The sequence below is a fragment of the Paracoccus onubensis genome, from assembly GCF_003591515.1.
Taxonomy (GTDB): Bacteria; Pseudomonadota; Alphaproteobacteria; order Rhodobacterales; family Rhodobacteraceae; genus Paracoccus; species Paracoccus onubensis.
Genome location: NZ_QZCG01000009.1, coordinates 154,420 through 180,731 on the forward strand (window position 1 = coordinate 154,420; position 26,312 = coordinate 180,731).

General features: G+C 57.1%; 25 protein-coding genes. 13 read left to right on the forward strand and 12 right to left on the reverse strand.

What is annotated here, in order from left to right:
• Positions 1 to 8: 8 nt before the first annotated feature.
• Entirely contained in the window at positions 9 to 971 is a 963-nt protein-coding gene (locus D3P04_RS14110; protein ID WP_119749966.1) for an ABC transporter substrate-binding protein, read from the forward strand.
• Between the two features lie 213 nt (positions 972 to 1,184).
• Here the strand turns inward: D3P04_RS14110 and D3P04_RS14115 are convergent, their stop codons facing one another.
• The 4 genes from D3P04_RS14115 to D3P04_RS14130 form a co-directional block, all read right to left on the reverse strand.
• Entirely contained in the window at positions 1,185 to 2,510 is a 1,326-nt protein-coding gene (locus tag D3P04_RS14115) for a TRAP transporter large permease (RefSeq protein WP_119749967.1), read from the reverse strand.
• Positions 2,507 to 3,136 (reverse strand): TRAP transporter small permease, encoded by a 630-nt coding sequence (locus D3P04_RS14120; RefSeq protein WP_119749969.1) that lies wholly within the window; start codon positions 3,134 to 3,136, stop codon positions 2,507 to 2,509. Before D3P04_RS14120 ends, D3P04_RS14115 begins: the two co-directional genes overlap by 4 nt.
• A 57-nt stretch (positions 3,137 to 3,193) precedes the next feature.
• The gene (locus tag D3P04_RS14125) at positions 3,194 to 4,204 is read right to left on the reverse strand and encodes a TRAP transporter substrate-binding protein (protein ID WP_119749971.1); all 1,011 of its coding nucleotides are present in this window, start codon (positions 4,202 to 4,204) and stop codon (positions 3,194 to 3,196) included.
• A gap of 462 nt (positions 4,205 to 4,666) precedes the next feature.
• Positions 4,667 to 5,122 (reverse strand): Lrp/AsnC family transcriptional regulator, encoded by a 456-nt coding sequence (locus tag D3P04_RS14130; protein WP_119749973.1) that lies wholly within the window; start codon positions 5,120 to 5,122, stop codon positions 4,667 to 4,669.
• A gap of 162 nt (positions 5,123 to 5,284) precedes the next feature.
• On the opposite strand from D3P04_RS14130, the gene D3P04_RS14135 reads away from it, so the two are divergent.
• Complete coding sequence (locus D3P04_RS14135) at positions 5,285 to 5,617, forward strand: antibiotic biosynthesis monooxygenase (RefSeq protein ID WP_119749975.1); 333 nt, start codon at positions 5,285 to 5,287, stop codon at positions 5,615 to 5,617.
• A 101-nt stretch (positions 5,618 to 5,718) separates the two neighbouring features.
• Here D3P04_RS14135 and D3P04_RS14140 read toward each other — a convergent pair whose 3' ends face one another.
• Positions 5,719 to 6,441 carry a FadR/GntR family transcriptional regulator gene (locus D3P04_RS14140; protein WP_119749977.1) on the reverse strand — a complete coding sequence of 241 codons (723 nt, stop codon included), beginning with the start codon at positions 6,439 to 6,441 and terminating at the stop codon, positions 5,719 to 5,721.
• A gap of 208 nt (positions 6,442 to 6,649) precedes the next feature.
• Here D3P04_RS14140 and D3P04_RS14145 point away from each other — a divergent pair, with 208 nt between their 5' ends.
• The 6 genes from D3P04_RS14145 to D3P04_RS14170 are packed head-to-tail and all read left to right on the forward strand — an operon-like array spanning position 6,650 to position 11,557.
• Entirely contained in the window at positions 6,650 to 7,630 is a 981-nt protein-coding gene (locus D3P04_RS14145; protein WP_182912865.1) for an ABC transporter substrate-binding protein, read from the forward strand.
• A 60-nt stretch (positions 7,631 to 7,690) separates the two neighbouring features.
• On the forward strand, positions 7,691 to 8,500 hold the full coding sequence (locus D3P04_RS14150; RefSeq protein ID WP_119749981.1) for an ABC transporter permease: 810 nt from the start codon (positions 7,691 to 7,693) through the stop codon (positions 8,498 to 8,500).
• Positions 8,497 to 9,312 carry an ABC transporter ATP-binding protein gene (locus D3P04_RS14155; protein WP_232845008.1) on the forward strand — a complete coding sequence of 272 codons (816 nt, stop codon included), beginning with the start codon at positions 8,497 to 8,499 and terminating at the stop codon, positions 9,310 to 9,312. The genes D3P04_RS14150 and D3P04_RS14155 overlap by 4 nt, the downstream gene beginning before the upstream one ends.
• A gap of 4 nt (positions 9,313 to 9,316) precedes the next feature.
• Entirely contained in the window at positions 9,317 to 10,069 is a 753-nt protein-coding gene (locus D3P04_RS14160; RefSeq protein ID WP_119749985.1) for an ABC transporter permease, read from the forward strand.
• A complete protein-coding gene (locus D3P04_RS14165) occupies positions 10,069 to 10,776 on the forward strand; it encodes a fumarylacetoacetate hydrolase family protein (protein WP_119749987.1) in 708 nt (235 codons plus the stop codon). Before D3P04_RS14160 ends, D3P04_RS14165 begins: the two co-directional genes overlap by 1 nt.
• Before the next feature lie 22 nt (positions 10,777 to 10,798).
• A complete protein-coding gene (locus tag D3P04_RS14170) occupies positions 10,799 to 11,557 on the forward strand; it encodes an aminoglycoside adenylyltransferase family protein (protein ID WP_119749989.1) in 759 nt (252 codons plus the stop codon).
• 43 nt (positions 11,558 to 11,600) lie between these two features.
• On the opposite strand, the gene D3P04_RS14175 is transcribed toward D3P04_RS14170, so the two are convergent.
• Together D3P04_RS14175 and D3P04_RS14180 are read right to left on the reverse strand one after the other, a co-directional pair.
• Positions 11,601 to 11,885 carry a protealysin inhibitor emfourin gene (locus D3P04_RS14175; RefSeq protein ID WP_119749991.1) on the reverse strand — a complete coding sequence of 95 codons (285 nt, stop codon included), beginning with the start codon at positions 11,883 to 11,885 and terminating at the stop codon, positions 11,601 to 11,603.
• Between the two features lie 42 nt (positions 11,886 to 11,927).
• Positions 11,928 to 12,914 (reverse strand): M4 family metallopeptidase, encoded by a 987-nt coding sequence (locus tag D3P04_RS14180; protein ID WP_220475344.1) that lies wholly within the window; start codon positions 12,912 to 12,914, stop codon positions 11,928 to 11,930.
• Between the two features lie 1,577 nt (positions 12,915 to 14,491).
• Here D3P04_RS14180 and D3P04_RS14190 point away from each other — a divergent pair.
• The 3 genes from D3P04_RS14190 to D3P04_RS14200 are packed head-to-tail and all read left to right on the forward strand — an operon-like array spanning position 14,492 to position 17,917.
• Positions 14,492 to 16,258 carry a glycosyltransferase gene (locus tag D3P04_RS14190; RefSeq protein WP_182912866.1) on the forward strand — a complete coding sequence of 589 codons (1,767 nt, stop codon included), beginning with the start codon at positions 14,492 to 14,494 and terminating at the stop codon, positions 16,256 to 16,258.
• On the forward strand, positions 16,248 to 17,189 hold the full coding sequence (locus D3P04_RS14195) for an NAD-dependent epimerase/dehydratase family protein (protein WP_119749999.1): 942 nt from the start codon (positions 16,248 to 16,250) through the stop codon (positions 17,187 to 17,189). Before D3P04_RS14190 ends, D3P04_RS14195 begins: the two co-directional genes overlap by 11 nt.
• Positions 17,189 to 17,917 carry a hypothetical protein gene (locus D3P04_RS14200; protein ID WP_119750001.1) on the forward strand — a complete coding sequence of 243 codons (729 nt, stop codon included), beginning with the start codon at positions 17,189 to 17,191 and terminating at the stop codon, positions 17,915 to 17,917. The genes D3P04_RS14195 and D3P04_RS14200 overlap by 1 nt, the downstream gene beginning before the upstream one ends.
• An 18-nt stretch (positions 17,918 to 17,935) precedes the next feature.
• Here the strand turns inward: D3P04_RS14200 and D3P04_RS14205 are convergent, their stop codons facing one another.
• The 5 genes from D3P04_RS14205 to D3P04_RS23955 all read right to left on the reverse strand — a co-directional run bounded on the left by D3P04_RS14205 (position 17,936) and on the right by D3P04_RS23955 (position 24,637).
• Complete coding sequence (locus D3P04_RS14205; RefSeq protein WP_119750003.1) at positions 17,936 to 18,754, reverse strand: Stf0 family sulfotransferase; 819 nt, start codon at positions 18,752 to 18,754, stop codon at positions 17,936 to 17,938.
• A gap of 164 nt (positions 18,755 to 18,918) precedes the next feature.
• On the reverse strand, positions 18,919 to 19,803 hold the full coding sequence (locus D3P04_RS14210) for a hypothetical protein (protein ID WP_147391947.1): 885 nt from the start codon (positions 19,801 to 19,803) through the stop codon (positions 18,919 to 18,921).
• Positions 19,804 to 20,182: 379 nt separating this feature from the next.
• A complete protein-coding gene (locus D3P04_RS14215) occupies positions 20,183 to 22,075 on the reverse strand; it encodes a class I SAM-dependent methyltransferase (RefSeq protein ID WP_220475345.1) in 1,893 nt (630 codons plus the stop codon).
• Between the two features lie 10 nt (positions 22,076 to 22,085).
• Positions 22,086 to 23,807 carry a glycosyltransferase gene (locus D3P04_RS14220; RefSeq protein ID WP_182912867.1) on the reverse strand — a complete coding sequence of 574 codons (1,722 nt, stop codon included), beginning with the start codon at positions 23,805 to 23,807 and terminating at the stop codon, positions 22,086 to 22,088.
• Between the two features lie 641 nt (positions 23,808 to 24,448).
• Positions 24,449 to 24,637, reverse strand: a complete 189-nt coding sequence (locus D3P04_RS23955) for an AbrB family transcriptional regulator (RefSeq protein ID WP_119750011.1) — start codon at positions 24,635 to 24,637, stop codon at positions 24,449 to 24,451.
• A 223-nt stretch (positions 24,638 to 24,860) separates the two neighbouring features.
• Here D3P04_RS23955 and D3P04_RS14235 point away from each other — a divergent pair, with 223 nt between their 5' ends.
• Both D3P04_RS14235 and D3P04_RS14240 read left to right on the forward strand, forming a co-directional pair.
• On the forward strand, positions 24,861 to 25,445 hold the full coding sequence (locus D3P04_RS14235) for a type 2 periplasmic-binding domain-containing protein (protein WP_119750015.1): 585 nt from the start codon (positions 24,861 to 24,863) through the stop codon (positions 25,443 to 25,445).
• A gap of 65 nt (positions 25,446 to 25,510) precedes the next feature.
• The gene (locus D3P04_RS14240; RefSeq protein ID WP_220475346.1) at positions 25,511 to 26,122 is read left to right on the forward strand and encodes an MmgE/PrpD family protein; all 612 of its coding nucleotides are present in this window, start codon (positions 25,511 to 25,513) and stop codon (positions 26,120 to 26,122) included.
• Positions 26,123 to 26,312: the final 190 nt, after the last annotated feature.

A 26,312-nucleotide genomic window follows, 5' to 3' on the forward strand; every position in this document is an offset into this window, starting at 1 on the left:
GGAAATCCATGAAACGCAGAAGCCTGATGAAAGCCACCGCATTGATCATGTCAATGGGCGTAGCATCCGGTGCCGCTTTTGCACAGGATGACGAGAAAGTGGTCATCGGTGTGTCGATCCCCTCGGCCACCCATGGCTTCATGGGCGGGCTGAACTGGCATGCTCAGGACACGATCAATCGTCTGGGCGAGCAATATCCGAATATCGAATTCGTCTTGTCGACCGCCGGTGACGCGGCCAAGCAGGTCAACGATATCGAAGACATGATGGCCACCCGCAATATCGACGGGCTGGTCGTGCTGCCTTTCGAATCCGAGCCGCTGACCGCGCCGGTCGCCGCAGTGAAGGATGCGGGCAAGTTCGTGACCGTGGTGGATCGCGGCCTGTCGCAGGAAGGTATCGAGGATCTGTATGTGGCGGGCGACAACACCGCTTTCGGGCGTGTGGCGGGCGAATATTTCCGTGACAATCTGGAAGCCGGTTCCAAGGTCGTCGTTCTGCGCGGCATACCGACCACGCTGGACAATGAACGTGTCGAAGCATTCCAGGCAGCGCTGGAAGGCTCCGAGGTGGAAATCCTCGATATGCAACACGGCAATTGGAATCGCGACGACGCCTTTACCGTCATGCAGGACTATTTGTCGAAATATCCCGAGATCGACGCGGTCTGGGCCGCCGATGACGACATGGCTATCGGCGTTCTGGAAGCCATCTCTGCCGCAGGCCGCGACGAGGAAATGTGGGTGATCGGCGGTGCCGGGATGAAGGAAATCGTCCAGCGCATCATGGACGGCGACCCGCAACTGCCGGTGAACGTGACCTATCCGCCGGCGCTGATTTCCTCGGCCATCGAGATGACGGCGCTCAACTTCGTCTCGAACGCACCGATGACGGGCCGCTTCATCATTGGCAGCCAGTTGATCACGCCAGAAAACGCCGAGAACTTCTTCTACCCCGACAGCCCGTTCTGATCAAATTCCACTTATAACAAGAAACAGCGCGACCGTTTCCGGTCGCGCTGTGTTTTTCTGATCAACCCGCTTGCTGGCGGTTACCGGGAAGCCTGCGCATCAGAGATGTCGTCGACTCCTCCGCATCAACCCGCGTTTCCAAATCCCTCGAAACCTCTGGCAACCGATTCCAGCCCCGCTGAGTACGCGGTAAGCCAAAGGCTTTACCGCATCTCAGTGCAGTCCCAGCAGACGGGGCAGGAATAACGTGATTTCAGGGATATAGGTGATCAGCATCAGGAACACCAATGCCGTCATCAACCAGGGCAGCACGGCCTTGCTGACCTGCGTCAGCCCCAACCGGGAAATCGCTGACCCGACATAGAGGTTCAACCCGACCGGTGGCGTACATAATCCGATCTCCATGTTGACCACCATCATGATCCCGAAATGTACCGGATCCACACCCAGCTTGACAGCGACCGGATAAAGGATCGGGGCCATGATCAGCACGATGGCCGAGGGTTCCATCACCATGCCCACGAGAAGCAGGAGAAGGTTAACCACCAGCAGGAACCCGATCTTGCCCAGCCCCATATCCACGATCCAGGCCGACATGGCTTGCGGGATCTGCTCGGAGGTCAGGATGAAGGCGAACATGACCGCATTGGTGATGATATAGAGCAGCATCGCCGACATCGCGGCAGAACTCAGCAAGACCTGCGGCACATCGCGCAGCCGGATATCCTTGTAGACCCAGACGGCGATCACGAAGGCATAGACGGCACTCACAGCGGCGGCCTCGGTCGGGGTGAAGATGCCGCCATAGATGCCGCCCATGATGATAACGATCAGCATCAATCCCCAGATCGACTGTCGGAATGTCGTCCAGCGCTCGCCCCAGGTGGCCTTGGGCATGCGCGGATAGCCACCCCTCCAGGCTCGCCAGAATGTCGTTGTTCCAAGCATGGTCGCCAGCATCAGGCCCGGGATCACACCCGCCATGAACAGCGTTCCGATCGAGGCTGACATGACCGAGTTGCCCTCGGCGTCAGTTACCACCATGCCCGAGGTCGCGACAGCATACATGACAATCACAATCGAAGGCGGAATCAGGATGCCCAGACCGCCGGCGGCAGCGATCGAGCCGACACCGAATTGGGGCGGATATCCCTGCTTGACCATGGCCGGAATGAGGATCGAACCCACCGCCATCACCGTAGCCGGCGACGAACCGGAAATCGCGGCAAAAAGCGCGCAGGCCACCACCGCGGCAAGTCCCATGCCGCCATACCAATGCCCCACCATCGAGGTCGCGAAACGGATCATCCGTCGCGCCACGCCTCCATGCGTCAGGAAATTTCCGGCCAGAATGAAGAACGGGATCGCCATGATCTCGAATTTCTCGATGCCGGTGAACAGCTTCAGAGCGATGCTGTCCAAAGGAATACTGGTGAAACCGAACAGGAACGAGAAGACGGTAAGCCCAAGCGCGATCGATACCGGCATGCCGGTGATCAGCAGCACCGCCAGGATCATGAAGATGATGAGTGCGGTCATGACTTACCCTCTGCGGCTTCTTCGGCCTGTTCCTCGACGCCCTCGACCGAGTTGAGGTCATGATGGGCGATCTCGCCGGTGGTCAGATAGATCCAGAGCGCCTGGATGAAGCGAAAGCACATGAGCGCGGAACCCAGCGGCACGGCCAGGTAGATGATCCACATGGGCATCTCGAGATCGGGCGAGGTTTGGCCGCCCCTGGCGACCTCCCAGACGAAAGTCGTTCCGATCCATGCGATGATGAAGGTGAAGATGATGCCGCCGGACATGGCAATCGTGGTGATGACCTTGCGGGCGCTGCCTTCGAGCTTCTCGGCCAGGATGTCCACCCCGACATGAATACCGATGCGTACGCCATAAGCGGCGCCGAACTTGGCCATCCAGACGAACAGGTAGATACAGGCCTCCTGCGCCCAGGTCAGCTTGAGCGAATTGATCGCCTTGAAGGTCGATCGAGCGAAATCTTGAAGTCCAGGCATCTCATGTGCCCGGGCCCAGCCGACCATATCCGCGGCAAAGCCGATCGAGAAACGATGGACGACCGCAACGAAGATCAGCATGACTGCAAGAGCCATGAGGACCGAAATCAGGATTTCTTCGAAGCGGTCGAGGAAGCGCAGTAACATGGCGAACCCCGATGATTGATACGAGGACCCTTGCGGGTCCTCGCGGTTAAGACAGGATCAGCTTTCTACGCCAAGCGTGTCATAGACCCTTTGAAGCAGGTCTTCGCCGATGCGGTCCGACATTTCCTCGTGGACGGGCTTAAGAACCTCGTACCATTCGGCGCGCTCCTCGTCAGTTAACTCGTGAAACTCGGTCGTGCCCGCGGCCTTCATCGCCTCCATCGCCTTGTCGTTCTCTTCCTCGGAGATCGAGTTCGCATAAGTGGTTGCGTCGGCCATGGCCTTTTCGAGATTGCCGCGCACGTCGTCGGGCAATCCTTCCCAGAAGGTCTTGTTCACGATCACCGCATAGCCCAGATAGCCATGGTTCGAGATCGTGGCATGCGACTGCACTTCGTGCATTTTCTGGGTATACATGTTTGAAGGCGGGTTCTCGGTGCCGTCAACGACGCCGGTTTGCAGCGCCTGATAGACTTCCGAGAAGGCCATGACCTGCGGCACTGCGCCGAGCGCTTCCATCTGCGCCTCGAGAATCTTCGAGGACTGGATGCGCATTTTCAGCCCAAGGAAGTCGTCGGGCACGATCACCGGACTGTTGGCCGACATGATCTTGAAGCCATTGTCCCAATAGGCCAGACCCTTGATGCCCTTGTCCTCCAGCATGGCCAGCAACTCCTGGCCGATCTCGCCATCGGTGATCTTGCGCAGATCGTCATAGCCGTCCACCAGCATGGGCAGATCGAACAGCTCGAACTGCTGGACGCCGAGCGGGCCGAATTTCGCCAGTGACGGTGCAAGCATCTGCACAGCGCCAAGTTGCAGCGCCTCCAGCTCTTCCTTGTCCTTGTAAAGCTGGCTGTTGGGATAGACTTCGACCTTGACCTTGCCTTCGGTATATTCCTCTGCAAGTTCCTTGAATTTTTCGGCGCCTTTGCCCTTGGGCGTATCCGGGGCGACGACGTGACTGAACTTGATGACGATGGTGTCCTGAGCCAGCGCCGGCAAAGTAGCCGAAAGCGCAATGGCCGCGGCGCCCGCGAAACGGGCGAAGCTGCGACGAGTCAGCATATGATCTTTCCTCCTGTTTACCGCCCTCCCGGCGGTTCGCTGAATTTTGCTAATTAAATCACGTAGATCACGCGCGTGCTATTGTGGATATCCACAATAAAGCATTTCCGGCAAAACCGGCACCATTTTTCAACCCGAAAAAGCATCAAGGCAAGAACTTATGGGATTTCGGCACTCAAATGATATGCCCAAACGCCGTAGAGCCGTGCAAGATCGCATCTCTGGGGAGCGGAAAAAAGAGCGACGCAAAAGATGGCGAGCTTGCAGGCCGCAACATCCCGCCCGGCCAATCCGGAGCCTGTCACGCCTGTCCGGATTCGCGCGCCTCCTTCTTCTTTGTCCAAATACCTCTGGGGGTCGCCGGCGGGTGCGTCACCGGTTCAAGAGACCTTCCGGCGACGGGCTGCCCCCGGTCATGGCGGGACGCAAATATCAAGCGTTTCCGATCCAACGCGCCTCACCCTAGGGCAGCGCAAGGGGCTGGGCGATGCGGATCGGACGCAGCGAGAAATTCGAGCGAACCTGCTCCACCGCTTCGATCGTCAGGATGTTTTCCGTCAGGATACGTTGGTAGGTCTTGAGATCGGCCACGACCAGCTCGGCCAGAAAATCGGCATCCCCGGACACCATATGGCAGGCGACAAGGCCGGGAATTTTGGCGAAACCCTGTTCGACAGCCGCCGCATTCTGCCGGGAATGCCGCCCCACCGTGATCTCGACGAAGACCGTCAGCGAAAGCCCCACGGCCTCGCGATCGATACGTGCCGTATAGCCGGTGATCACGCCCCGCTCCTCGAGCAGCTTGACGCGCCTGAGGCAGGGAGACGGAGAAAGACCGACCCGCTCCGCCAGATCGACATTGCTGAGCCGGCCATCTTCCTGAAGCGCGGCTATGATTCTGCGATCTATATCATCCATAATGGCAGTATAGATTAATCTTAAGAAATTTATTAGCTATATATGCCAATAATCATGCCACGAACAGCAATCTTTGGCAGGACATGTTCTTTGGATAACGCCTATTCTGAAAGGTATCCGGCCCCGCCCGGGACATGAAAATCTGAAAGGCAGGAGATGCCGATGATCAGCCGCATCTGGCACGGCTACACCACAACCGATAACGCGGACAGCTATCAGACCATCGTCACCGGCGAGGTCATCCCGGATATCATCGCAATGAAAATACCGGGTTTCGACAGGATCGAGCTGTTCCGCCGAGACCGCGACACAGAGGTGGAATTCATCACCATCATGTGGTTTCGCGATATTGCTTCCGTCCGGGCCTTTACCGGCGAAGATTTCGAACGCAGCCATGTACCGCCCCGGGCGCGAGAGGTGCTTTCCCGCTTTGACGAGCGCGCCGAGCATTATGACATTCTACTTACAAAGAATGCCGCTGACGAAGCCGGTTAAACTGCTGTCTTTTTGATCGCAAGCTGCATGGCGGTAGTGACGGCTCATAATGTCTGCAGCGCGAACGCTGATCCATCACCGCCTGCCCACCAGCCTATTATTCAGGATTCCGGCATCGCAGGAGTCACCATTTTCTGCTGAACCACCTGCAGATGATTAAACATCGCCTTGCCAGCGGCATCCAGATCGCGCCGCTCGATAGCGCTGATCAGCCGGTCATGCTCTTCGAAAGAGTGATGATTGGGCGGAGGCTTCTGATTTCCGGAACGAAGCATGCCCCAGACGACGGTGCGCCGGACCGCATTCAGCGCATCGAACAAAGCCAGTAGCAGGCGATTTTCCGTGGCCTCCGCGACAAGGCGATGCAATTCGTTATCGGCCGCCTCGTATTGACGCCAGCTTGTCGCCGAATGCGTCCGGCTGACACAGACATGCAGCGCGTCAAGATGGGCCTGGGTCGCATGCAACGCAGCCTCGCGCGCGATCAGCGGTTCGATCAACAATCGCGTGCGCATCACCTCTGCCGGATTGGTTATACGGCCAATTTCGGACAGGTTCAGCACATTCATCGGGCGCGCGCCAACAAATGTCCCTTTACCGACATGACGCCACAGCTGGCCTTCTGCCTCAAGCGCAGCCAGTGCCTTGCGCAACTCACCCCGGGATACGCCCAGAACATCGCCCAGTTCACGTTCTGGCGGTAACCGTTCTCCGGCGGCAAGATCCTGATTGGCGAGCCATGCACGCAATTGCACAAGCGTCGCCTGATGAGGATCCGCGTCAGGTTGAGCGGAGGAAAAGCGTTTTCCCGTAACGTCAGACACCTGATATTTCCTAACCAATTTTTACATTGATCAGTGCCTAGAACAGCTCGCGCAATCTGTCAATCTAGGCGATTCTTGTGATTACAGGAGGATTAAATGCGATTTCACGTTGACTCGTAACCAGTATCATGGAATTAGCTTAACCAATCATGGTAATTGGTTAAGATTGGTTTGGATAACTGTTCCAGCATCGGGGAGGATGTGCGGGATGATCGAAATCAGAAGCAAACTCTTGGGATTGATTGCGGGCGCCGTAACGCTTGCCGTCACTGAAATTCCGGCACAGGCGCAGGACGCGCCGATCCGGGTGGCCATGGGCGATATCGCCTCGGTCGAGTCGCTGGGCCTGCTTGTCGCGATGGAGCGCACAAAAGAGCGCGGCGTGCCGATGGAACTGACTTTCTTCAACTCGGAAGATGTCGCCACGCAGGCGATTGTCGGCGGACAGGCGGATATCGGGGTTGGCGCCCCCTATGCCTTTATCGAGAACTCGCAGGCGCCCCTGCGCATGTTCTACCGGCTTAGCTCATTACTCTTCTTTCCGGTCGTCAACACCGATTATTATAGCAGTTGGGAAGATCTCGACGGTCAGGAAGTGACCGTCCATTCGCGGGGCTCGGGCACCGAAGCACTGATGCGCCTTATGGAGCAACAGCACGGAATCGAATATTCGGCGATCAGCTATGTCCCCGGCGCCGAGGTCCGGGCCGGAGCCATGCTGCAAGGCACCGTGAAGGCGTCGATCGTGGATTCGTCGTCCTTCCGCCTTCTGACCGAGCAGGGCGGCGATAAGTTCGAACGGCTTCCCATCGAAGGAGTGAACGCAACCGACGAAGCCCTTTATGGCAGCTCTGATTTCCTTAACGAGCGCGAAGCCGATGTGGTGGTGTTTGTCGAGGAGCTGATGCGCACCTGGGCGGAGATCAATGAAAATCCCGAAATCGTAGCCGAACTCCGGACGCAATATGACCTGCTGCCGGATCTGCCGGAAGACGCGGTGAATGATATCGTGCCCTATTACACCGGCGCCGCACAGGACGGGGTTCTACCCGTATCGGGGGGTGAGCCAGAAGATGTCGTGGATGATCTGAACTTTCTGGCCGCCGCAGGTCAGGTGGATGCCCCAGAAGGTGATGTGGATATCAATGCATATTGGGATTTCGATCTGCTGAACGCCGCCCGGAACTGACACTTCACGGAGCGTGACGCCAATATCTGCGTCATCGCCTGCCGGTTACAGGACCTTACAATGACCAGCATGGATATCAGCCGGATGCGCAATACAGCCGATCCCGGTCTTTTCGCCCGCGTTCTGCGATCCGGGCTTCCTTGGAAAATCGCCTCGGTCGCGTTGTTCGCATTGATCTGGCAGCTTGCTGCCATGAGCGGTTTCAACTTCGCCTTTCCATCCTTCACGGCCATGATCGCTGCATTATGGGAGATGCTTGCGGATGGATCGCTGATCGCGGCTTTCCTGCGGACAATGGAGCCGCTGGTGATCGGCCTGGTCTTTTCTGTCGTCGTGGGTGTGGGCTCGGGGATCGCCATGGGCCTGCGTTCTGATGTCGAGTGGATAACTTTGCCGATCTTCATCACCATGCAGGCCGCACCGATGGCCGCGCTGATCCCGCTTGTAACATTCGTCTATGGCATTGGTCTTGCCTCGAAGGTCGTGGCGGTCGTGATGTTGTCGCTGCCGGTCATCGCGATGAACAGCTATAAAGCCGTACGGAACGTCTCGCCCTCGCTTGTCGACATGTGCCGATCCTATACGGGAACGCGCCGGCAGCAGATTACCCAGATCATTCTGCCCGCGGCCAGCCCGATGATGTTCGCCGGATTGCGGCTTGGCGTGGCGGAAGGCTTTTCCGGCGCCGTGCTGGCCGAGCTTCTGATCACCCCGACCGGAGTCGGCGACCTGATCACCTATCATCGCTCGATCGCCAATTTCGCGCATATGTACGCGACCATCGTGGCCATCGTGCTCTTCGCAATCATCGCTGTTGGCCTGTTGCAATGGGTCGAGGCGAAACTGTTCCGCCCCGAAAGGAGAGAATGATGCAGCTTTCGATGACGACCGCAGCCGGATCCGGTGTTCCGATCGCGCCGGTCCGCGAGCCGATTGTGGAGGTCAGGAATGTCTCGAAACTTTACGGGAATACCGTTGTCGCCCTTCAGGATATCGATCTCAGCTTCGAGAAGGGCCATCTGACCAGTCTGCTGGGGCCGTCGGGCTGCGGCAAGACAACCCTGCTGAAAATCGTGGCCGGTCTTTTGCAGCCCAGTTCGGGCGAAATTCGGGTCAAAGGCAAACCCGTGAATGGTCCCGGAGCGGAACGGGCCTTCGTATTTCAGGATTTTGCCTTGATGCCCTGGGCGTCGGTGCTTGAAAACGCGGCTTACGGTTTGAAGGTGCAGGGCGTCGCGAAATCCGAACGGGAGGACCGCGCCCGGCATTATATCGGTGAAGTGGGCCTTCACGGTTTCGAAAAGAAATACCCGCATGAGCTTTCGGGCGGAATGCGGCAGCGTGTCGGTCTTGCCCGTGCGCTGGCGGTCGATGCCGACATCCTGCTGATGGACGAGCCTTTCTCGGCCGTGGACGAGCAGACGCGGCGCAAGTTCCAAGAGGACCTGATGCACCTGCGTGAAGTCGAGAACAAGACCTTCCTGTTCGTAACCCATTCGATCGAGGAAGCGGTCTATGTCTCGGACCGGATCGTATTGCTGTCGCCGCGTCCGGGCCGCGTATCCGAGATCATCGATCCGCAGATCTCCAGAGAGATTTCGCCCGACGACCTGCGCCGCGACGAAAATTATCTTGATACCGTCGAGCGTATCTGGACCGGTATCAAGAAATACGTGGAGTGATGTGATGACCCTTTACGGATACCACGTGCCCAAGATGGCCTCGCTGATCGTCTGGGTCATCCTCTGGGAAATCGTCGGGCGCTTCGGTCTGCTCATGCTGTTTCCGCCCTTCACCGAGGTGATCGCGGCGATGGGCGAGGTCGTGACATCCCGCAGCTTCGCAGAGGCGATCAGGATAACGGTCATATCCTATCTTCTGGGGTTGGCGCTTGCGCTTGTTCTGGGCATCCCGCTTGGCTTTCTCATGGGGCTTTCGCGGGCCGCCGACAAGCTTCTGAACATGTGGGTCAACACTTTCCTTTCGGCGCCGCTATCCGCATTGGTCCCGGTCTTCATGATCCTGTTCGGGCTGGGAACGCCGACGGTGGTCGTGACGGTCTTCATGTTCGCGGTATGGATCATCGTGCTGGACACGCGCGCGGGCGTCCGGCATGTCGCGCCTTCTCTGCTGGAGATGTCCCGGTCTTTCGGCGCCTCATGGCCCGAGCTGTTCAAGATCATCTTCCTTGCCGCATTGCCCGAGATATTGGCCGGTATCCGGCTTGGAATGATCCGTGGCGTGAAAGGCGTTGTGATTGGTCAGCTTCTGGTATCGATCATCGGCGTCGGAGCGTTGTTTTCGCTTTATCAGCAGAATTTCCAGATGGCCCATTTCTGGGCGCTTGTTCTTCTGCTTTTTGCTTGCGCATTGTCCCTTGCCGAACTGGTCGCACGCCTTGAAAAACGCATTCAATACTATGCAGGAGAAAGAAACTGATGCCCGATACTCGTCAAATCTCACCCGAATTCGTGATCTCGCCCCCGCCAGTGGCCAGCCTGCCGGTCGCGGGCAGCGACAAGGTCTTTCCGGTCAATCGGGTCTTTTGCATCGGACGGAACTATGCCGCTCATGCCGTAGAAATGGGCCACGACCCTGATCGCGAGCCCCCCTTCTTCTTCTTCAAAAGCCCGGGCAACCTGACCTCTGACGGAACCTTCGCCTATCCCCCGATGAGCGAGGATGTGCATCACGAAATCGAACTGATCGTCGCGTTGAAACAGGGAGGGAGGGACATTCCCCAGGAGACGGCCCTTGATCATGTATGGGGCTACGGTATCGGTCTCGACATGACGCGCCGCGATCTGCAGGGTGAGGCGAAGAAAATGGGCCGTCCGTGGGAAGTCGGCAAAAGTTTCGAGCAATCTGGCCCCTGCGGTCCGCTGAGTCCGGCATCCGAGATCGGCCATCCGACCGAGGGTGAAATCACGCTGGACATCAATAACGAACGCCGGCAATCGGGCGATCTGAACCAGATGATATGGAAAATTCCCGAGATGATCGCGATCCTTTCCCAGTATTTCGACCTTCAGCCCGGTGACCTGATCATGACCGGCACACCTGCCGGCGTAGGCGCAGTCAAGAAGGGCGACGTGATGACAGGCAGCATTGCCGGTCTGGGAGAGTTGTCCGTCCGGGTCATCTGATTCGCCGGGGCCTATTTCTGACATGTCCGAGCAGATTCAGACTGCGTTGGCGGCCTTGCACAACATCCTTGGGGATATGTTGCTGGCTGTGTATCTGCATGGATCGGCGGTTTCGGGCCGTCTTCAGCCACAAAGCGACATCGATCTTCTGGCCATTACAGAGCGCGACCTGACCGAAGATCAGCGCGACGGTCTCCTGACGGCTCTGCTCCGGATTTCCGGTCGCCACCCAGCCACTGCAGGAGGCGCGCGCTGCCTTGAAGTCATGCTGTTTCGCCGATCTGACCTTGCCCGCACCGCTTACCCGGCGCGGGCAGAATTTATCTATGGCGAATGGCTACGGGACGGTTTCGAGGCTGGTGAAAGACCAATGCCCACCCGGGATCCCGAGCATACGCTGGTTCTGGCGCAGGCGCGCCAGGATGCCATCCCTCTGTTCGGCGCAGGCGCGGATAAGCTTCTGCCCGAAATTCCGCAGAAACATGTCCGGCGCGCCATAGGCGATGCGCTACCGGCGTTACTGGGCGGAATACACGGGGACGAGCGAAATGTCCTGCTGACTCTTGCGAGGATGTGGCGCACGGCCAGCACCGGAGAATTCGTCACGAAAGATGCGGCGGCCGTTTGGGCAATTCCGCAAATTCAGAGCCGGGATGCTTCGACACTGGACTATGCGCGACGCGCTTATCTGGGCGAGCTTGCAGATGATTGGAGCAGTCGCAGTGATGCTACGCAGCGTTTGGCCGCATATCTGCGGGACCAGGTCATCGAGTCGCTGTGATCACTCGCACTCAACCGGAATCATTCGGGACGGGCGGGTTGTTCTAAAAGCGGTCGATCAGATCCAGCATCTCGGGCGGCAATTGATCTTCGCGCAGGGTAAAGCTGCGGCTGCCGCGCCCTTCGATCGTAACGGTGATATGATAGGTCACCCGATCGGCACAATCCCCGCAATCGCGGGCGGCCAGGCGCTGCAGCTCTGCCGGGCGGAAAGCGTCATTCAGCTCTTGCCGGGTCGGCTCGGCCTGTGCATCCACATCGATTCGCTTGTGCAGAGCCGACGCCGCAATGCCGCCAAATCCTCCCTGAGCGTCGATTTCAATGAGCATGACCTTTTTGCCTGTAAAGTTCCGCCTGTGTCGAATGTAGGTTCAGATGCCGATTCCGACAAGTTTCCATGCCCGCCTCAGCATCGCGGTTTCGGAACTGCCCAGACCTGCCAGTTCCGTCGCCGCATCCATTGTCTGCCGCGCCCATTCCGCAAATGATGCCATCGGGTTGTTCAACCGCTCAAGCGCACGATACCAGACGCGACCCGGCAATTCCCACGACTTGCCCCCGATATAATTGCAGAACAGGTAAAAGGCGTGGTTGGGGATGCCTGAATTGATATGCACACCGCCATTGTCCTCGCCGGTCGAGACGAATCCGTCCATATGCCACGGCTGCGGATCCTGCCCCAGCAGATCGTCCGAATAGGCGGTGCCGGGTGCCTTCATGCTGCGCAGCGCCACGCCATTGATATCAGGGCCAAGGATGCCACGGCCGATCAGCCAGTCTGCTTCATGCACCTGTTGACCAAGGCCGCGTTGCAGCGTCAGACTGCCAAACACATCGGCGATGCTTTCATTCAACGCCCCGGCCTGATTCTCATAGATCAACCCGCCCGAATGCTGGATAACGCCATGAGCCATCTCGTGCCCAATGACGGAAAGCTCCAGGAAGCTGCGGAACAGTTTGCCATCGCCGGTGCCATAGGCCATCTGGCTGCCGTCCCAGAAAGCGTTGTTGTAGTTCCGGCGGTGATGTACGGAAGCAATCAGCGGCATGCCCGAACCATCCAGCGAATTGCGGCCATATTCTTCGGCAAAAAGCGAAAATACCTGCCCCGCACCGTCATAAGCAAGATCCGCGTCCTCGATACCCGAAGGCGGGTCGCCTTCGCTGCGAACCAGCTTGCCGGGCAAGGCGGCCTTGTATTCGCCGTCATGAATGCGGCGATCCGGACAGCAAATCTCTCCGGCATCGTCCAGTGCAGGTCCACCAAGGGCGCCCGTTCTGATCGGCAATGGCGGCGTAACCTGCCCTGCCCGATCATCACGCAGTTTCTCTGTCTGCTTCAATAGGCTACGCGCCATTTGAGCAGTTTTTTCGTCGCCTCGCAAAGCCAATACCCGCAGCATATGAGGCGGAACGATGCAGTTGATCGAGTGATGAGCGGAAGAGCACAGCGAAAAACACATGGGCGCGACCTCCGGTTTGTTCATCTGTCAGCTTAGACCGAATCAGGACCGTTTGAAAACGCTCGCGCAGATTGGTTGCCGTGAATTTGTCAAAATACCAATAATTGTGGATCGACAAAGCCGGGTCTCATCGATCCATGTAATGACAATGTCGATATGGAAGAGTCGATAGGACAGTATCTGCGCCCTATTTTATTCTCACCCTGACTTCAACCATTAAGAGAATCTGGATCAAGGAAAATGATATCCGTTCCGAAATTGAAACAATTCGCCATTATTTATGCAATGAACGGTCTTTACAGCGACATATCAATTGATGAATATGTCTTGGTGCAGGTTAACTAGTTTTTTTGTTTGTAAGTGACACGAACAGAACCCTCTGATACATTCAGAAGAGGAGATGTTGAAAATAAATCACCCTGAAAATACAAGCCATTCATGCGAGAGATTTTTTATATTTAATTTCGCCGCTCCGCATCAGAATATATAAAAATATTTCGATGCAGACTTGAAATTTAATGAAACTATTTCATCGCTATATTTTAGAATAAATTTAAAAATAAGAGCGGCGCGGAGCAATCTGCGTCGCTCATTTTAATCAGAAATGGGAATCATTACAAGGATTAGAGACTGCACTGGCATCTTACATGCCCGCCCGCCGATCATCAGATCACTCAAACTCCCGAACGAATCCTCGGCGACCAACAAGATCAAAAATTATACCACAGACCTTGGCCGATCCGCTGCGATCGCCCGCGTGACTTGAGGCACCTCACTGCCCGCTCGCGCTTTGCCCCCAGGATATGAGCAAAGTGCGCCAATTGGCCGATCACCAATCGGTTGCGCGAATTTCCGCTCAAAATTTTCGGCGGATACCTTCACTGCCCGGTGCGCTGCGACGCGAGGATGGCGCGTTCGATCAGAAGATCCGCGACCATCCGAAAGCTCAAAGAAAACCGGAAAGACAGCCAGACAGCATGGGCAATCACGCTGTACGGGACGCGGTAGCGGCGATAGAAGCGCGCGCGTCGGTCATACTGCCTTGTCGCAATTACGCGGGAAACCGCCTCAATCTTGTGCTGCCCTTTTGATGGGCAGACGAAAGCACCGTGAGCTTGAAAGGGGCGCGGATACCGGTCATAAAAGGGTCACTACGCGGCGACTACGGTGGCAAGTACTTACGCCACCCTAGTCGCCGAAGATTTTATTTTAGTTAGCTTTCCCCCATAGATGTATGCCGAGTGTGAGATTTTAGTCCACTTCCATTTGGGATCCTCATGTTGTCTAACGAAAACATTAACTTAGAACAGCTGCCGTTTCCCAAGGCACGAGCCCATTGGCTCGCCATCAAGCAGGTAGATGAAAGAAATGCGATTGATCTGGCATGCAGGCTGATCCCGCTTCATCCGGACCGGCCATTTTTTCCCTCACATGCGCTGGATCTTGCCAAAACAACCGGGGATGAATTGCGGGTGGCGCGCCTGGTGCTGGATGTCGCGGAGCGGGAGGGCAGCGTTCAATTGCAGCCCGTCTTCACGGCTACCGACATCCTTCTCGCCTCGCCCGATGCGACCTCATCGGAACGTGCCGAAGCGGTCAATCTGCGCGACAGTCTGATAGAGGCGTCGCCAGAGCGACATTTCTTTCGTGCTCAACTCGCCCGGCGCGAGCGCGATCATAATACTGCGCTACAAGAAGCCTCAGCACATCTCGAGCTATACCCATCTCATAAGCCGGCCCTTGTTCTGCGCGCCACGGCCGCGATGCAGACGGGACGCTGGGGACGGTATTGCAATGAAATTCTGGCCCTGGCGTCGATCGAAGGGAATGCCCGCAGCAATGAGATGCTGAACTTGTTTCAGCAGTTCCGGGCCGCGCAAGGGCTGTCTTCCGCCACACCCGATGACATCATCATGCAGCAGGAACTGCTGGAGACGCCCGGCGCGGTTTATGAATACGCAATGGAACACGCACCGCCGCCCGATATGGACGCGCGGCAAGGAGTCGTGCTTCTGACGGGATCTTTGGCCGGAGGCGGCGCGGAGCGGATTGTCGCCACGATGCTCCAGGGGTTTCGCAGGATGGAACCGGACGAAAGCCCGCAGCTGTGGCTGTTTTCCAAGACTGACGGGGCGGCTGGCAATGCGCTGTTTTATCTTCCGTTGACCGGACTTCGCGAAGATGAATTGCATATCATCGATCCCGTACAGCAGCCCGGCGAACCTTTCTGCTGGTTGCCGCCCTTTTATGCACAACGGGCGCAGGCCATTTATGACGATCTGATGCAGGTTCGGCCCCGTATCCTTTATATAACCCTGGATGAGGCGATCATTGCCGGGGGAATTGCCGCAATCATGGCCGGGGTGCCGGAAATCGTTCTGCATTGCCATAATATGAGCCCACCTAACCTGCATGGCCACGATCGCCTGTCATTTGGATGGGATCGCGCATTCCGGGCGCTATTGGCCAAGCCCAATGTCCAATATATCAACGTGGCACAGGCGGCCGTGGACGACTACCTTGGCTGGTGCAAGACGGATCCCGCAGATTGCCGAGTGACCGTGATCCATAATGGCGTCGATTTTTCTACCATCGACGACGCGACAGACGATGATCTTCCGCGCAGCATCCGACGGGAGCTGGGTATTCCCCTGCGCAGCCCTGTAGTTGGCGCGGCACTGCGTTTTACGGAAGTCAAGCAGCCGCTGGTCTGGCTGGATGCTGCGCGCCAGATCCGCGAAGCGGTGCCGAAGACCCATTTTATCCTTTATGGCGACGGCACTCTTCTGGAGGCTTCCCGCGCATATGCCGAGGAATTGGGTCTTGGCGATTGCGTGCATTTCCCCGGCCGTGTTGCGGATCTCGCTCACCGTCTTCCAGTGTTCGATATCCTGATGCTCTCCTCGCGATCCGAGGGCTTTCCGAACGTGCTGATCGAGGCGCAGGCGGCGGGCGTCGTACCGGTCGCCTTTGGCGTAGGCGGCTGTAGCGAGACGATGATGCCGGGGCGCACGGGCCTTATCGTCTCGGACAAAACCGCCGATGCTCTTGCGGCCGAAGTCACCGGGCTGCTGACGAACCGCCGTCGCCTGTTGAAGATGAAACGTGCCGGGATGGGTTTCGTACGCGAGATCTTTTCTCTCGACCGGATGGTCACCGCCCTGCATCAGCTCGTTTACGGAGGCCAGCCGGCTCGGACAGCCGGCGGCATGACAAAAAAGGACTGCAATGACACGTAAGACGCTTGTGACCGGCGGCGCCGGCTTTATCGGTAGTCACCTTGCCGATCGCCTGCTTGCCGATGGCGAGGAAGTTGTGATCCTCGACAACCTTTCCAGCGGCGCGCGCGAGAATGTGCCTGCCGGAGCCCGGCTGGTAGAAGGCGACATCCTTGACACCGAGTTGGTCGCCGATCTGGTGCGCGATGTGGACAGCGTTTTTCACCTTGCCGCGCTTGTGATCGTACAGGAATGCATACGCAACTGGGATCTGGGGCACCAAATCAATCTGGGCGGCACGATAGGGCTGTTTCGTGCCGCCGCAGCAAAAGGAATACCGGTCGTATATGCCTCATCCGCCGCGATCTATGGTAATCGCTCCGGATCGGAATGCCGCGAAGACAGCCTGCCCATGCCGATCTCTCCCTATGGCGCCGACAAGCTGGGCTGCGAGCATCAGGCCCGCGCCATGGCAGAGATCCACGGGCTGCGATCAGCGGGACTTCGCTTCTTCAACGTCTATGGTCCGCGGCAGGATCCTCGCTCGCCCTATGCCGGGGTGATCTCGAAGTTCTGCGCCAACCGCGCGGCGGACACGCCGCATACGGTCTTTGGCGACGGGTTGCAAAGCCGCGATTTCATCTATGTCGGAGACATTGCCAGGGGACTGGTCAGCGCTCGCAACCGAGCTGCGGATAGTGGCGGAGCATCGGTCTACAATCTTTGCACGGGCTCCGAGAAAACGTTGCTTGATCTGGCAAAAGAGATCGATAGCGTCGCAGGCCGCGGCACGACCGAAATAACCCATGTCAAGCCGCGCGCCGGAGATATCCGTATGTCGCTGGGCAGTCCCAAGCTGGCATATGATGAGCTTGGTTTTCAAGCAGAGACGAGCCTTCGCAATGGACTGACATCGCTCTGGAATTCACTTGAAGATAATAGGAAGGCCTGATGTCACAAATCACTGTGCTTCTCATGCCGTGGGGCCGCGTCGGCAGCAATCTGGTTAACAGTATCGTCCAGAAATCCCGCGCCTGCCGGGTCTGGAATGAACCGCTTACAGCCGTCCGGACAAAGGTGATCGGTGGGGGCGGCACCCAGCCGGATGTCTGGCCCGCGCAACTGGAATGGATGCGCGAACATATCGGCGGAAGCAATGAAGAGCGGATATTCCTTAACGTCAATACGAATGCGGTTGGGGACGCCGCTGGATTCAGGGATTATATGGCCGGGTTCTCACCAAATTATCTTATCCTCGACCGGCATGACGACCTTGCAACGGCGGTTTCGGCGCTGCGGACACGGGCATGGGTGAACGAGGCGGCCGAAAAGGGCGAGACACGATCGTGGTCCATTCCCAGCGGACTCGAGGTACAGTTTCGCCCCTTTATCAATCCCCTGAACCTGAAGGCCGCCTTCGCCAATATCGAGAGGGGCCGCAAGAACATTGCGGAGATCACGCAAGACGCCGGAGCCAAAAGCTTTTTTTATGAGCAACTGGTCGAAGATATGAAGAGCGTCGTCACCGAAATTCTGGCGGAGGCAGGGATCCCGGCCTACGATTTCAAGGTGACAAGCGGTAAATTCGGATCGACGAAACTATCGGACATGGTCGAGAATGCCGAAGAACTGATGCAAATCGCGACCGAGCGAGAGATCAGCACCGAATTGTCGGTGTGATCCTCGCCTTCAATCGCTTCAGGCAATTGACGCCTCTTTGCCAAGCCGCTTCAGCAGATCTTCGCGGAAACGATCTTCCCATCGTTTGTTCAAGTCGGTGGATTGTCGCTCGATCCAGGGCTTGTGGTTCGCGGCTTCGGGATAATTGTTCAGATCGCAGCCAAAAAAGGCTGCGATTTCTGCAAGAACCACCTTCTGGTTGGTCACGAACTCTTCGTAGATGACATTATAGACGGGGAGCCCGAGCATACCGATAAAACGCTCGATCATACGGTTTTCCTGGTTGGCCGAGTTCAGGATCCGAAGGATTTCTTCAAATGAATAATCGTCATCAGAAATTTCGGATCTTGCCGCCATCACATGTGTCCACTGCCCCGTGCGCCGCGCAACAGCCCCCGAGATGGCCTGACGAACCAGATTTTGCCGGCGGAGATAAACGAAGCGCCATGGATCCAGATTTTTCGGAAACTCGCCCATCATGAAAAGGAAAACAAGCCCAAGAGGGGGCATCTTGATCGACATGCGTCCGTCTTGCGTCGCAAATTGTTCAAAGGGACGCGCCAAATCCGAGGTTTGTGTCACCTCTGCATCCAGCACCACCCTCTTCAGCAAGTCGCCGGTGTTCAGATACTCTCGGAATTGAAAACCATAGGCCTCCAGCGCAACCGAAAGAAGAGAGCTTCCTGACCGGGCCGTACACAGGATGGCCGATTTCATGAAACCATCGCTGAAGCCCTGCCCTGGCATATCAAAGGTCAGTGGGGCGGGCATATTGCGAGCAATGGCGGGTTCGGGAAGTCCAACGATTTCTCTTATTTCTTTGAGAAAATCTTCCATATATTCACCTCGCTTGCGGATGTCGCCTCTCTTTAACGTAAGATGACGGACAGCCGCAAGGCGAGGTTTCCGGCATACGCTCCCCCTAGGCAATTCAACGCCGCGCAATCAAATGATGCCGGCGCTTTATCGTGATTTCCTCGAAATCGAGAATCCATTCCGTCTCATGCGAGAGAGGCAAGTTCCTGCTTGAGAGCAGCATTTGAGGGCGCGATAGACAGGCCATGACAGAGGATCTCGCGCGCCTTGTCATACAGCTTGGCATGGGTCGCCAGCTTCGCCGCAATAAAGCAGTCGCCTGCCGTGGCGGGAGAGAGACGCGACGCCGCCTCGGCCCATCCCGCCGCCAGATCCTTGCGCCCGCGGCGCAGTTCGAACGAGAACAGCGTGCGAAGCGCTTTGGCTCCAAGCTGACCTTCGAGATCCCTCAGACGCGTCTCGGCCCATGCTTCGACTTCCGGCCTCTTTCTGTTGACGGACTGAACATAAAGTATTGCCACATACATATCATCTTGCTCCCGCCCGGAGTTGCGGCGCGCTTCGACGAATTCCGAGATCGAGAAACTTCCTTCCAACACCTCAAGAACGAGCCGCTTTAGGGAATAGATGCGATTGACCAACGAACTCGTGGCATGGCCTGAAAACGGACAGGGCACGAATGTGAGATTGGAACACCCACGAAACAGATTGGCCTGCTTCGCATCAAGCGCCGTGAACGGATCATAGAAAAGATATCCGCTGGCCGGTCCCCGGCGAGTCATCGCATCTGTATCGAAATTCTCGATCATCCGCACGTCTTCGCGCCATCTGGTCTCCCATGGAACGATCCCGGCATCGAGCGAGAATTGGGGCGCCAGAGCCACGGCAGGCACGCCGAGCTGTGCGGACATGAGAGCAGCTCCGTAACCGCCCATGCTTGAACCATATGTCACCACCTTCCGAGAGGACGCAAAGGAGCGCGCCAGACGCTCGGCCTCGGCCATCTCGGCGCTTTGATACCAGTGGTTCCGGCGCGGCACGATGTGCAGTTCGTCAACCCCACGGTTCACGAAGACGCCATCGCCAAACCCCTTGGCAGCCGTGGCCGGGCGGTCTTGGAGGGGCTGCCGCAGCCATGAACCGAAGGTTATGACACCTTTGTCCGCGCCATGGGAGGAGAGAAGAATGCATAGGTCGTCGCCATCATATATCACCGAACGCACGTTTTTGGTTCCTTCTCACCTTATGCTGTCAAAGCCCGTTTTGTATTGTTCAAGTTGTAGCGTGAATCAATTGGTAAACTCTGTCTGCTCCGATTTTCAGAGGACTATCGCCGATGTTAAAGTCATGAATAAAACCGATATCTTCCCGTATATGTGCGGCATGTCGAAGCTTCGCGGACAAGCTCCCGATACCAATGATGCGCTTTGCTGAATGCGACAGAATCCACTATTGCGTGTTGTCATGATCCCTGCGCCGCAGACGTTCGCATTCGGCCCGCAGAGCATCGCGTTCCGCCTCGATTGCAAGCAGGTTGATGGGAGGAACGGATCGGGTAACCTGCGCCGCGGCCTTCAGCACCGCCGCCCGCAAGGGAGCGCCGTATCGATTGCATGACAGTTGCGCCTGCGCAAGCGCGCGGGTCCAGAAAACGCCTCGCGCATTCGTGGTCATATGCTCGGCCAGCGCCAGATTCTCGGCCCGGATGCGGCTTCTGACCCGAGGATCCAGATAGATTATCTGAAGCGCCTGATCCAAAGCGATCACATCCGGCTGTACCATCACCAGCGGCTTCTGGGCATCTCCCAGTATAGATGCCAGCGGATGCGTAGACGGCACGATGACTGCAAGCCCATGGCGAATAGCCTGCTCTGCGGCGCGGCGCGCAGTCCCTGTCCCGTCAAGGCACAGCAATGCATCTGCTTCCGCCAGACTGGACATGATCTTCTGCGGCGGTGCACCGGCATTGATGGATATGATGGTCAGTCCCGTCAATCCGGCTTTCGTCTGGGCGGCGGCAATCAGCGCATGCACGGATTCACGTTCTGCGTGGGCGGGCATGACCACTGCAATGCGATGCGCAGTGACCGGTGCTGCAGCATCCGGGTTTCCGGCACCTGATGCTTCCGCACACCAAAGCACCGCGCGCTCCCCGGTAGCCGTCCGCGCTTTGCGTATCGCTGCGGCCCGTCCAAACGCCCCATCGGCAAAAGCCAGATTGTGGTCGGACGGATATTGTATATCCGGGCGCACGGTCAGGGTCGCCGCAGACCAGCGCGCGCCATACCGGTCCAGAAACTCGGACGTCGGAGCCGACACGGTCATCCATTCTGCCACGGCCTCGAAAGCCGCCGGGGTTTCGAAGTGAATATTGTCGAATATCGGGCCATTCAGAAGCGCCATCCCCAGCGCCCTCGTGTCGCCGGTCCATGCGAAGGCCTCGACGGTATATTTTCCTCTCAGCAGATCACGAAGCGCCGTGACTTCGTCTGCAGTGATCTCGCCGTCATGCACCAGAGCCATGCGGCGAACGGCACCTTGGGCGATATCTTCCGATACACTGCGCAAATCGCCCAGCCGGTGGTTTGATCCACGGGGAATGGCGACACCAAATGCCCGGCGAAGCGACAAAGATCCCCAAGCTCCCAGATAGAACAGAGAATTGCCTGGCGTCAGGCCATTCTGCATCACATCCGGCACAGGAACGGTTTCCCCGCCCAGCCCCCGCCGCCGCATCAATGCATCCCGGTAATCACCGGCATCCAATTCGGTGATCGATAGCGGAAACAGCCCGAAACCGTTAAGTGGCGCCCCAAGCGCCCATTCTCCGGCCCCCAGAACGTCCTCCGCCAACGCCTTGAAATCTTCAAACCGATAGCTGGCAAGATGATATCTGTTCATCGTCTGCCCGCCACCATAATAGTAGTGGTCATTGGGGCATGTAACCACGAAACTGCCATCCGCTGTCAGGCGCGATCTGCAGAGTTCCAGAAAGCGGCGGGGATTTTCCAGATGTTCTACGGTTTCCGCACTGATGATGATGTCGAAATCCTCTGTTGTCCTTTCGAGATAGCTGATCGCATCATCACGGATGAATTCGACATTCGCCTTTTCTTTTTCCGCCAAACGCGCCTTGGCGACGGAAATCGCGGTTCCGGCAACGTCGACGCCGACCACATGAGCCGCCCCCCATCTGCTGATCAGCGACGTCCCCAGACCCTCGCCGCAGGCGATATCAAGAACACGCTTGCCCGCCACGATCCCGCGCAGTGGAAGATAGCGCAGACTGTGGATAGCGAATTCGGTCGGGCTGTAAGGAAGCGCGAGGTTAAGACGTTCCAATGTTTTTTCCTTATTCTGTCCTATGCCCGCCAAGTGATTGGATAGGCCGGTTAACGCCGGATTCGGCAGCACTCATAAACCTGTTGAAGGCGGAAAGCATGCGATTGACCGAGAAGTGACTGCGAACAAACTTCCTGCCTGCCTTCTTCGCCGCATGGCGCCATTCCGCATCGTTCAACGCTTTCAGAACGGCGTGGGCCAGGGCCTCGTCCGACTGCTCGCGAACCAAAAGCCCCGTCACGCCATCGCTCATCGCTTCCCGGCAGCCCCCCACATCGAAAGTAACCGGGATCGCGCCTCCCGCCTGCGCTTCCAGCAGGACATTTGGAAGACCCTCTGACCGGGATGACAGAACAAAGACGTCCAGAAGAGGCAACCGATGATAAAGATCGTTCACATGCCCCGCGAAATGGACCTGTTTCTCAATCCCGAAATCCCGGCACCGTAACTGCTCCCTTTCAAGAAGCGCCCCTTCCCCGAAAAGAACGAAATGGACATCCGGTCGTTTCTTGACGACGCGCCCGGCCATTCGAAGCCAAATGTCAGGACGCTTGACCTCTTCGAAGCGAAAGGCCGTTCCTACGATCAATGATGTTCGGGGGATGCCCAGTTCGGATCTGAACGTCTTGAGAAACAGTTTATCCGGCCGTATGAGCTGCTGTAAATCAAGTCCATTCCGAACAATCTCGATCCGGTCAGACCGGATGTCAGCCCAGTCGGCGTAATCTTCGGCGACGGTCTGGCTGACCGCAATCATGCGAATTTCGTCTCGTTCAAGCAATGTCTGATAGGCGGCAGCCCATCCCTCCATTCCCAGGCCCGCATATACATCCGAAGGCCGTTGGTTATGACAATGCAGAATGATGTTCGGAACTCCCGCAAGCAACCCCGCAAAGCCGCCAGCCAGATTGGCCATATCCAGCGTCAAATATAATGTATGTGGGCGACGCCACATCAGGAAATCATGGATGGCCTGCGACTTGTGGGACAGGTTCGGAGGCAGCCAGCAAAAAGGCTCCCGCAAGGGCGCGGTCAGATCCAGCACGCGGATATCTTCCCGATCAAGGCCCGTCATTGGCAAATAGAACAAGGGATCACGGCCCGATTTGCCGTCCACATCATAGATCGCCATTTCCACGGGCTTGCCCCTGGCTGAAAGATCGCCGCAGATCGTTGCGGCGACCCTTTCCGCCCCTCCACCTGCAAGCGACGGGGCAATCATGACAATACCTTCCCGGTTTCCGGCCTGCGCCGGCGGACAGGAGGTCAGAACATGTCGGAACACGGATGCCGGGCTTTGCAGATTTGTGCGGCGTCCGGCATCCGCAGGCGATGCAAAAGAAACAGAGCAGGTCTTAAAAAAGGAACTGACAGCCGCGAATGCCTCTTTGGCCTTTTTATCATGGGGAAAATCGTTCAGTTCGAGAATGGCGGAAGCACGCTCTCCCCATGATCCACTGCGATAGGCCAGTAACCCGAGTTCGCGTCTTCGTTTTGCGTCCTTCGGATGATCTTTCACATATTGCGCAAGCATCCTGTAGGCATCATCCCACCGCCGCTCGAGTTTTGCTTGATGGAATGCCGCCAGAAGCGCGATCTTGCTTCCTTCCGGACCGATACGATCAGGATAGTCCAACAGCCGCTGCCCGGTCCCTTCGCCAGACAGCTCGGCGAGTATTTTCGCCGACCTGACCAGTATCTTGTAATCTACTTTGGCCCCGCTCTTTGCCATTTCCAATGCCGAAGCGGCCGCCTGTCGCCGGATGTCCAGATCCGTATCCTTTGACAGGAGTCTTCTGTAAAAGAACTGTCGCGATGCAAATACCGGCGCCATGGCCAGCGCAAATTCGCTTGCCTGACGAGGTGCCTTTCGCTTCAGTTCTTCATATCTCGCACGCGCCTCTGACAGGCTTGGTTCGGTCGAATTTTTCGGATGACGAAACGCGCAACATGTACTTTCTGGGCTAGACAAATTTCGCCCCCCCTGAATAGCTTTTCTGACAACGCAATGATTTACTGAATTAAAATCCGAGATCATTTCGCGCAGATGTTGCGCTTCTTCTGGGTGATAATCGTTAATAAGGTTGTGTATTGAAAATGATGGTCTCTCTCTGACAGCATCCTTCGAACGGTTTGCGCCTCATCAGGTAACATACCATAAGATTGTGATCTATCCATTTTCCTGCACAGCCCGCAGTTCCGGCGGATAAACGACCGTCTTATCAGGTTCGCTGCTTTGCCATGTCTCTGTGCCGCAAACCCGCTCGTCAGACAGGAGACAAGTAATCAGTATATTATTTGCGCTCCCGGCCCAGGCTATCTTACGCTCTTGCGGAGATCGGCGCGATCCGTGCAACGGAGTCCGCAACCATTTCAGGTTCCGAATTTCCTCCAGAACACCGCCGAAAAGCCGTTGATGATGAAAGCGCGGACGACATGAAAGACGGTGACCAGCGCGACATTCGGATGCAGCGTTGTCGCGGTAGCGGCCATTTCGGAAAATCCGCCGGGTGAGATCGCAAGCACCGAACTGGCCGGATCGACACCTCGTCGCAGGTGCAGTCAATCTATGGATCGCCGATCGAAGGGCTCTATGGGGCAGGCGAGATCGCCGGCGGGCTGTTCTTTCACAATTATGCAAGCGGCACCGGACTGATGAGCGGAGCAACCTTCGGTCGTCAGGCTGGCCGCAACGCAGCCGATTTCGCATGCGCGAGGGGCGCGTCTTCCGCTGCGTGAAAGCACGACCCATGCGCCGCGGCGCAATCAATGAAGGGAGGATAAGATGAACATGACATTGACGAATTTTTGGCCTGCGGTTTCACGCAACGCGTGGCGCAGCATGCTTGTTGCGGTGACCGGGTTTGGCCTCGGGCTTGCCGCGCCTGCCCAGGCGCAAACCGACTTCTCTGGCGAGCGGGTCAATATGATCATCCCCTATCAGGAGGGGAGCGGTTCGACCATTCATGGCCGGTTATTCGCGATCGGCCTGGAAAAGCACCTTCCCGGCCAGCCGACCATCATTGTCGAGAATATCGACGGAGGTGGTTCGGTCCGGGGTATCAACCAATTTGCCGCCCGGGCCAATCCGGATGGGCTGGATATCGCCGCAATCGCCACGGGAACCTTTTTCCGGTATCTGCTGAAAGACCCGGCGGTCGAATATGACCTGCCAAGCTTCCGCCCCTTCCTCGCGTCTCCGTTCGGACTGCTGGTCTATGCAAGCACCGATGCGGCGACCTCCGACGATTCCGTCGAGAATGTCCGGCAACTCATCGAGAACCCGCCGATCTACGGCGCATCTGGGCCAACCTCGTCGGATTTACCGGTCCTGCTGTCCTTCTCGTTACTTGGGATCAAGCCGGCATGACCGCCGCCGCACTGTCCCGACGCAGATTCGAGGGCCCGTTGACCGTTCTGGAAGGCCGTTTCGGGTTGCTGGACGCCTATTGCGATCATTCGGACCCTTCTCTTCTGACGCGTGATCTGGGCGAGAAATGGGAAATCCGGCAAACCTGCTTCAAGCGCTATGCTGCCCATATCACCGTACATGGACCAGCCGAAGCACTTCGCGAGATTGCAGCGCAACACCGTCTCAAGCCGCAGGGTATTACCGGAATTTCACTGGAGATGAGCGATAAGGTCTTGTCTCACCACAATATTCCGCAACCCGAAGACATCATGTCGGCACAATACAGCGTGCCCTTCATGACGGCGGCGGCGCTACATGTGGATTTGGACGATCCACGATCGGTCACCGAAGATCTTTTGCATGATCCGCATATTCGGAAATGTTCCGAAACAATCGATATTCGCGGAAATGGCGAGAAGAAAGGATGGGGCTTCAAGCTAAAACTGCTTTTGCAGGATGGGAATATAATCGAGCGGGCCGGCGACGGATTTTCTGGCGCCAGTATCAAGGAGGCAGTACCGGATTGGCTTGATAGCAAGTTCGGATTGATGGTTGCCGATGTCCCTGAAAGATACATCTGGGAGGAAAAGCTGATAGAAATATCAGGACCCATTGATGCCGTCCGGTCGCCATGACCGAGAACGGCGGCGCCGGATTAGGCTCAGGATTCATAGCCAATATATACCGGTTGCCGCAAGAATATGGCCGACAGGAGGATCTTCCGGCTGCGGTCATCTCGGATGGCGATGCCTTGCCCCGCCCCATCTGATTGGTCCGATTTAATTGTCAGTGCATGACCGGGCTCGGGTCTATCGCTGCAACTTT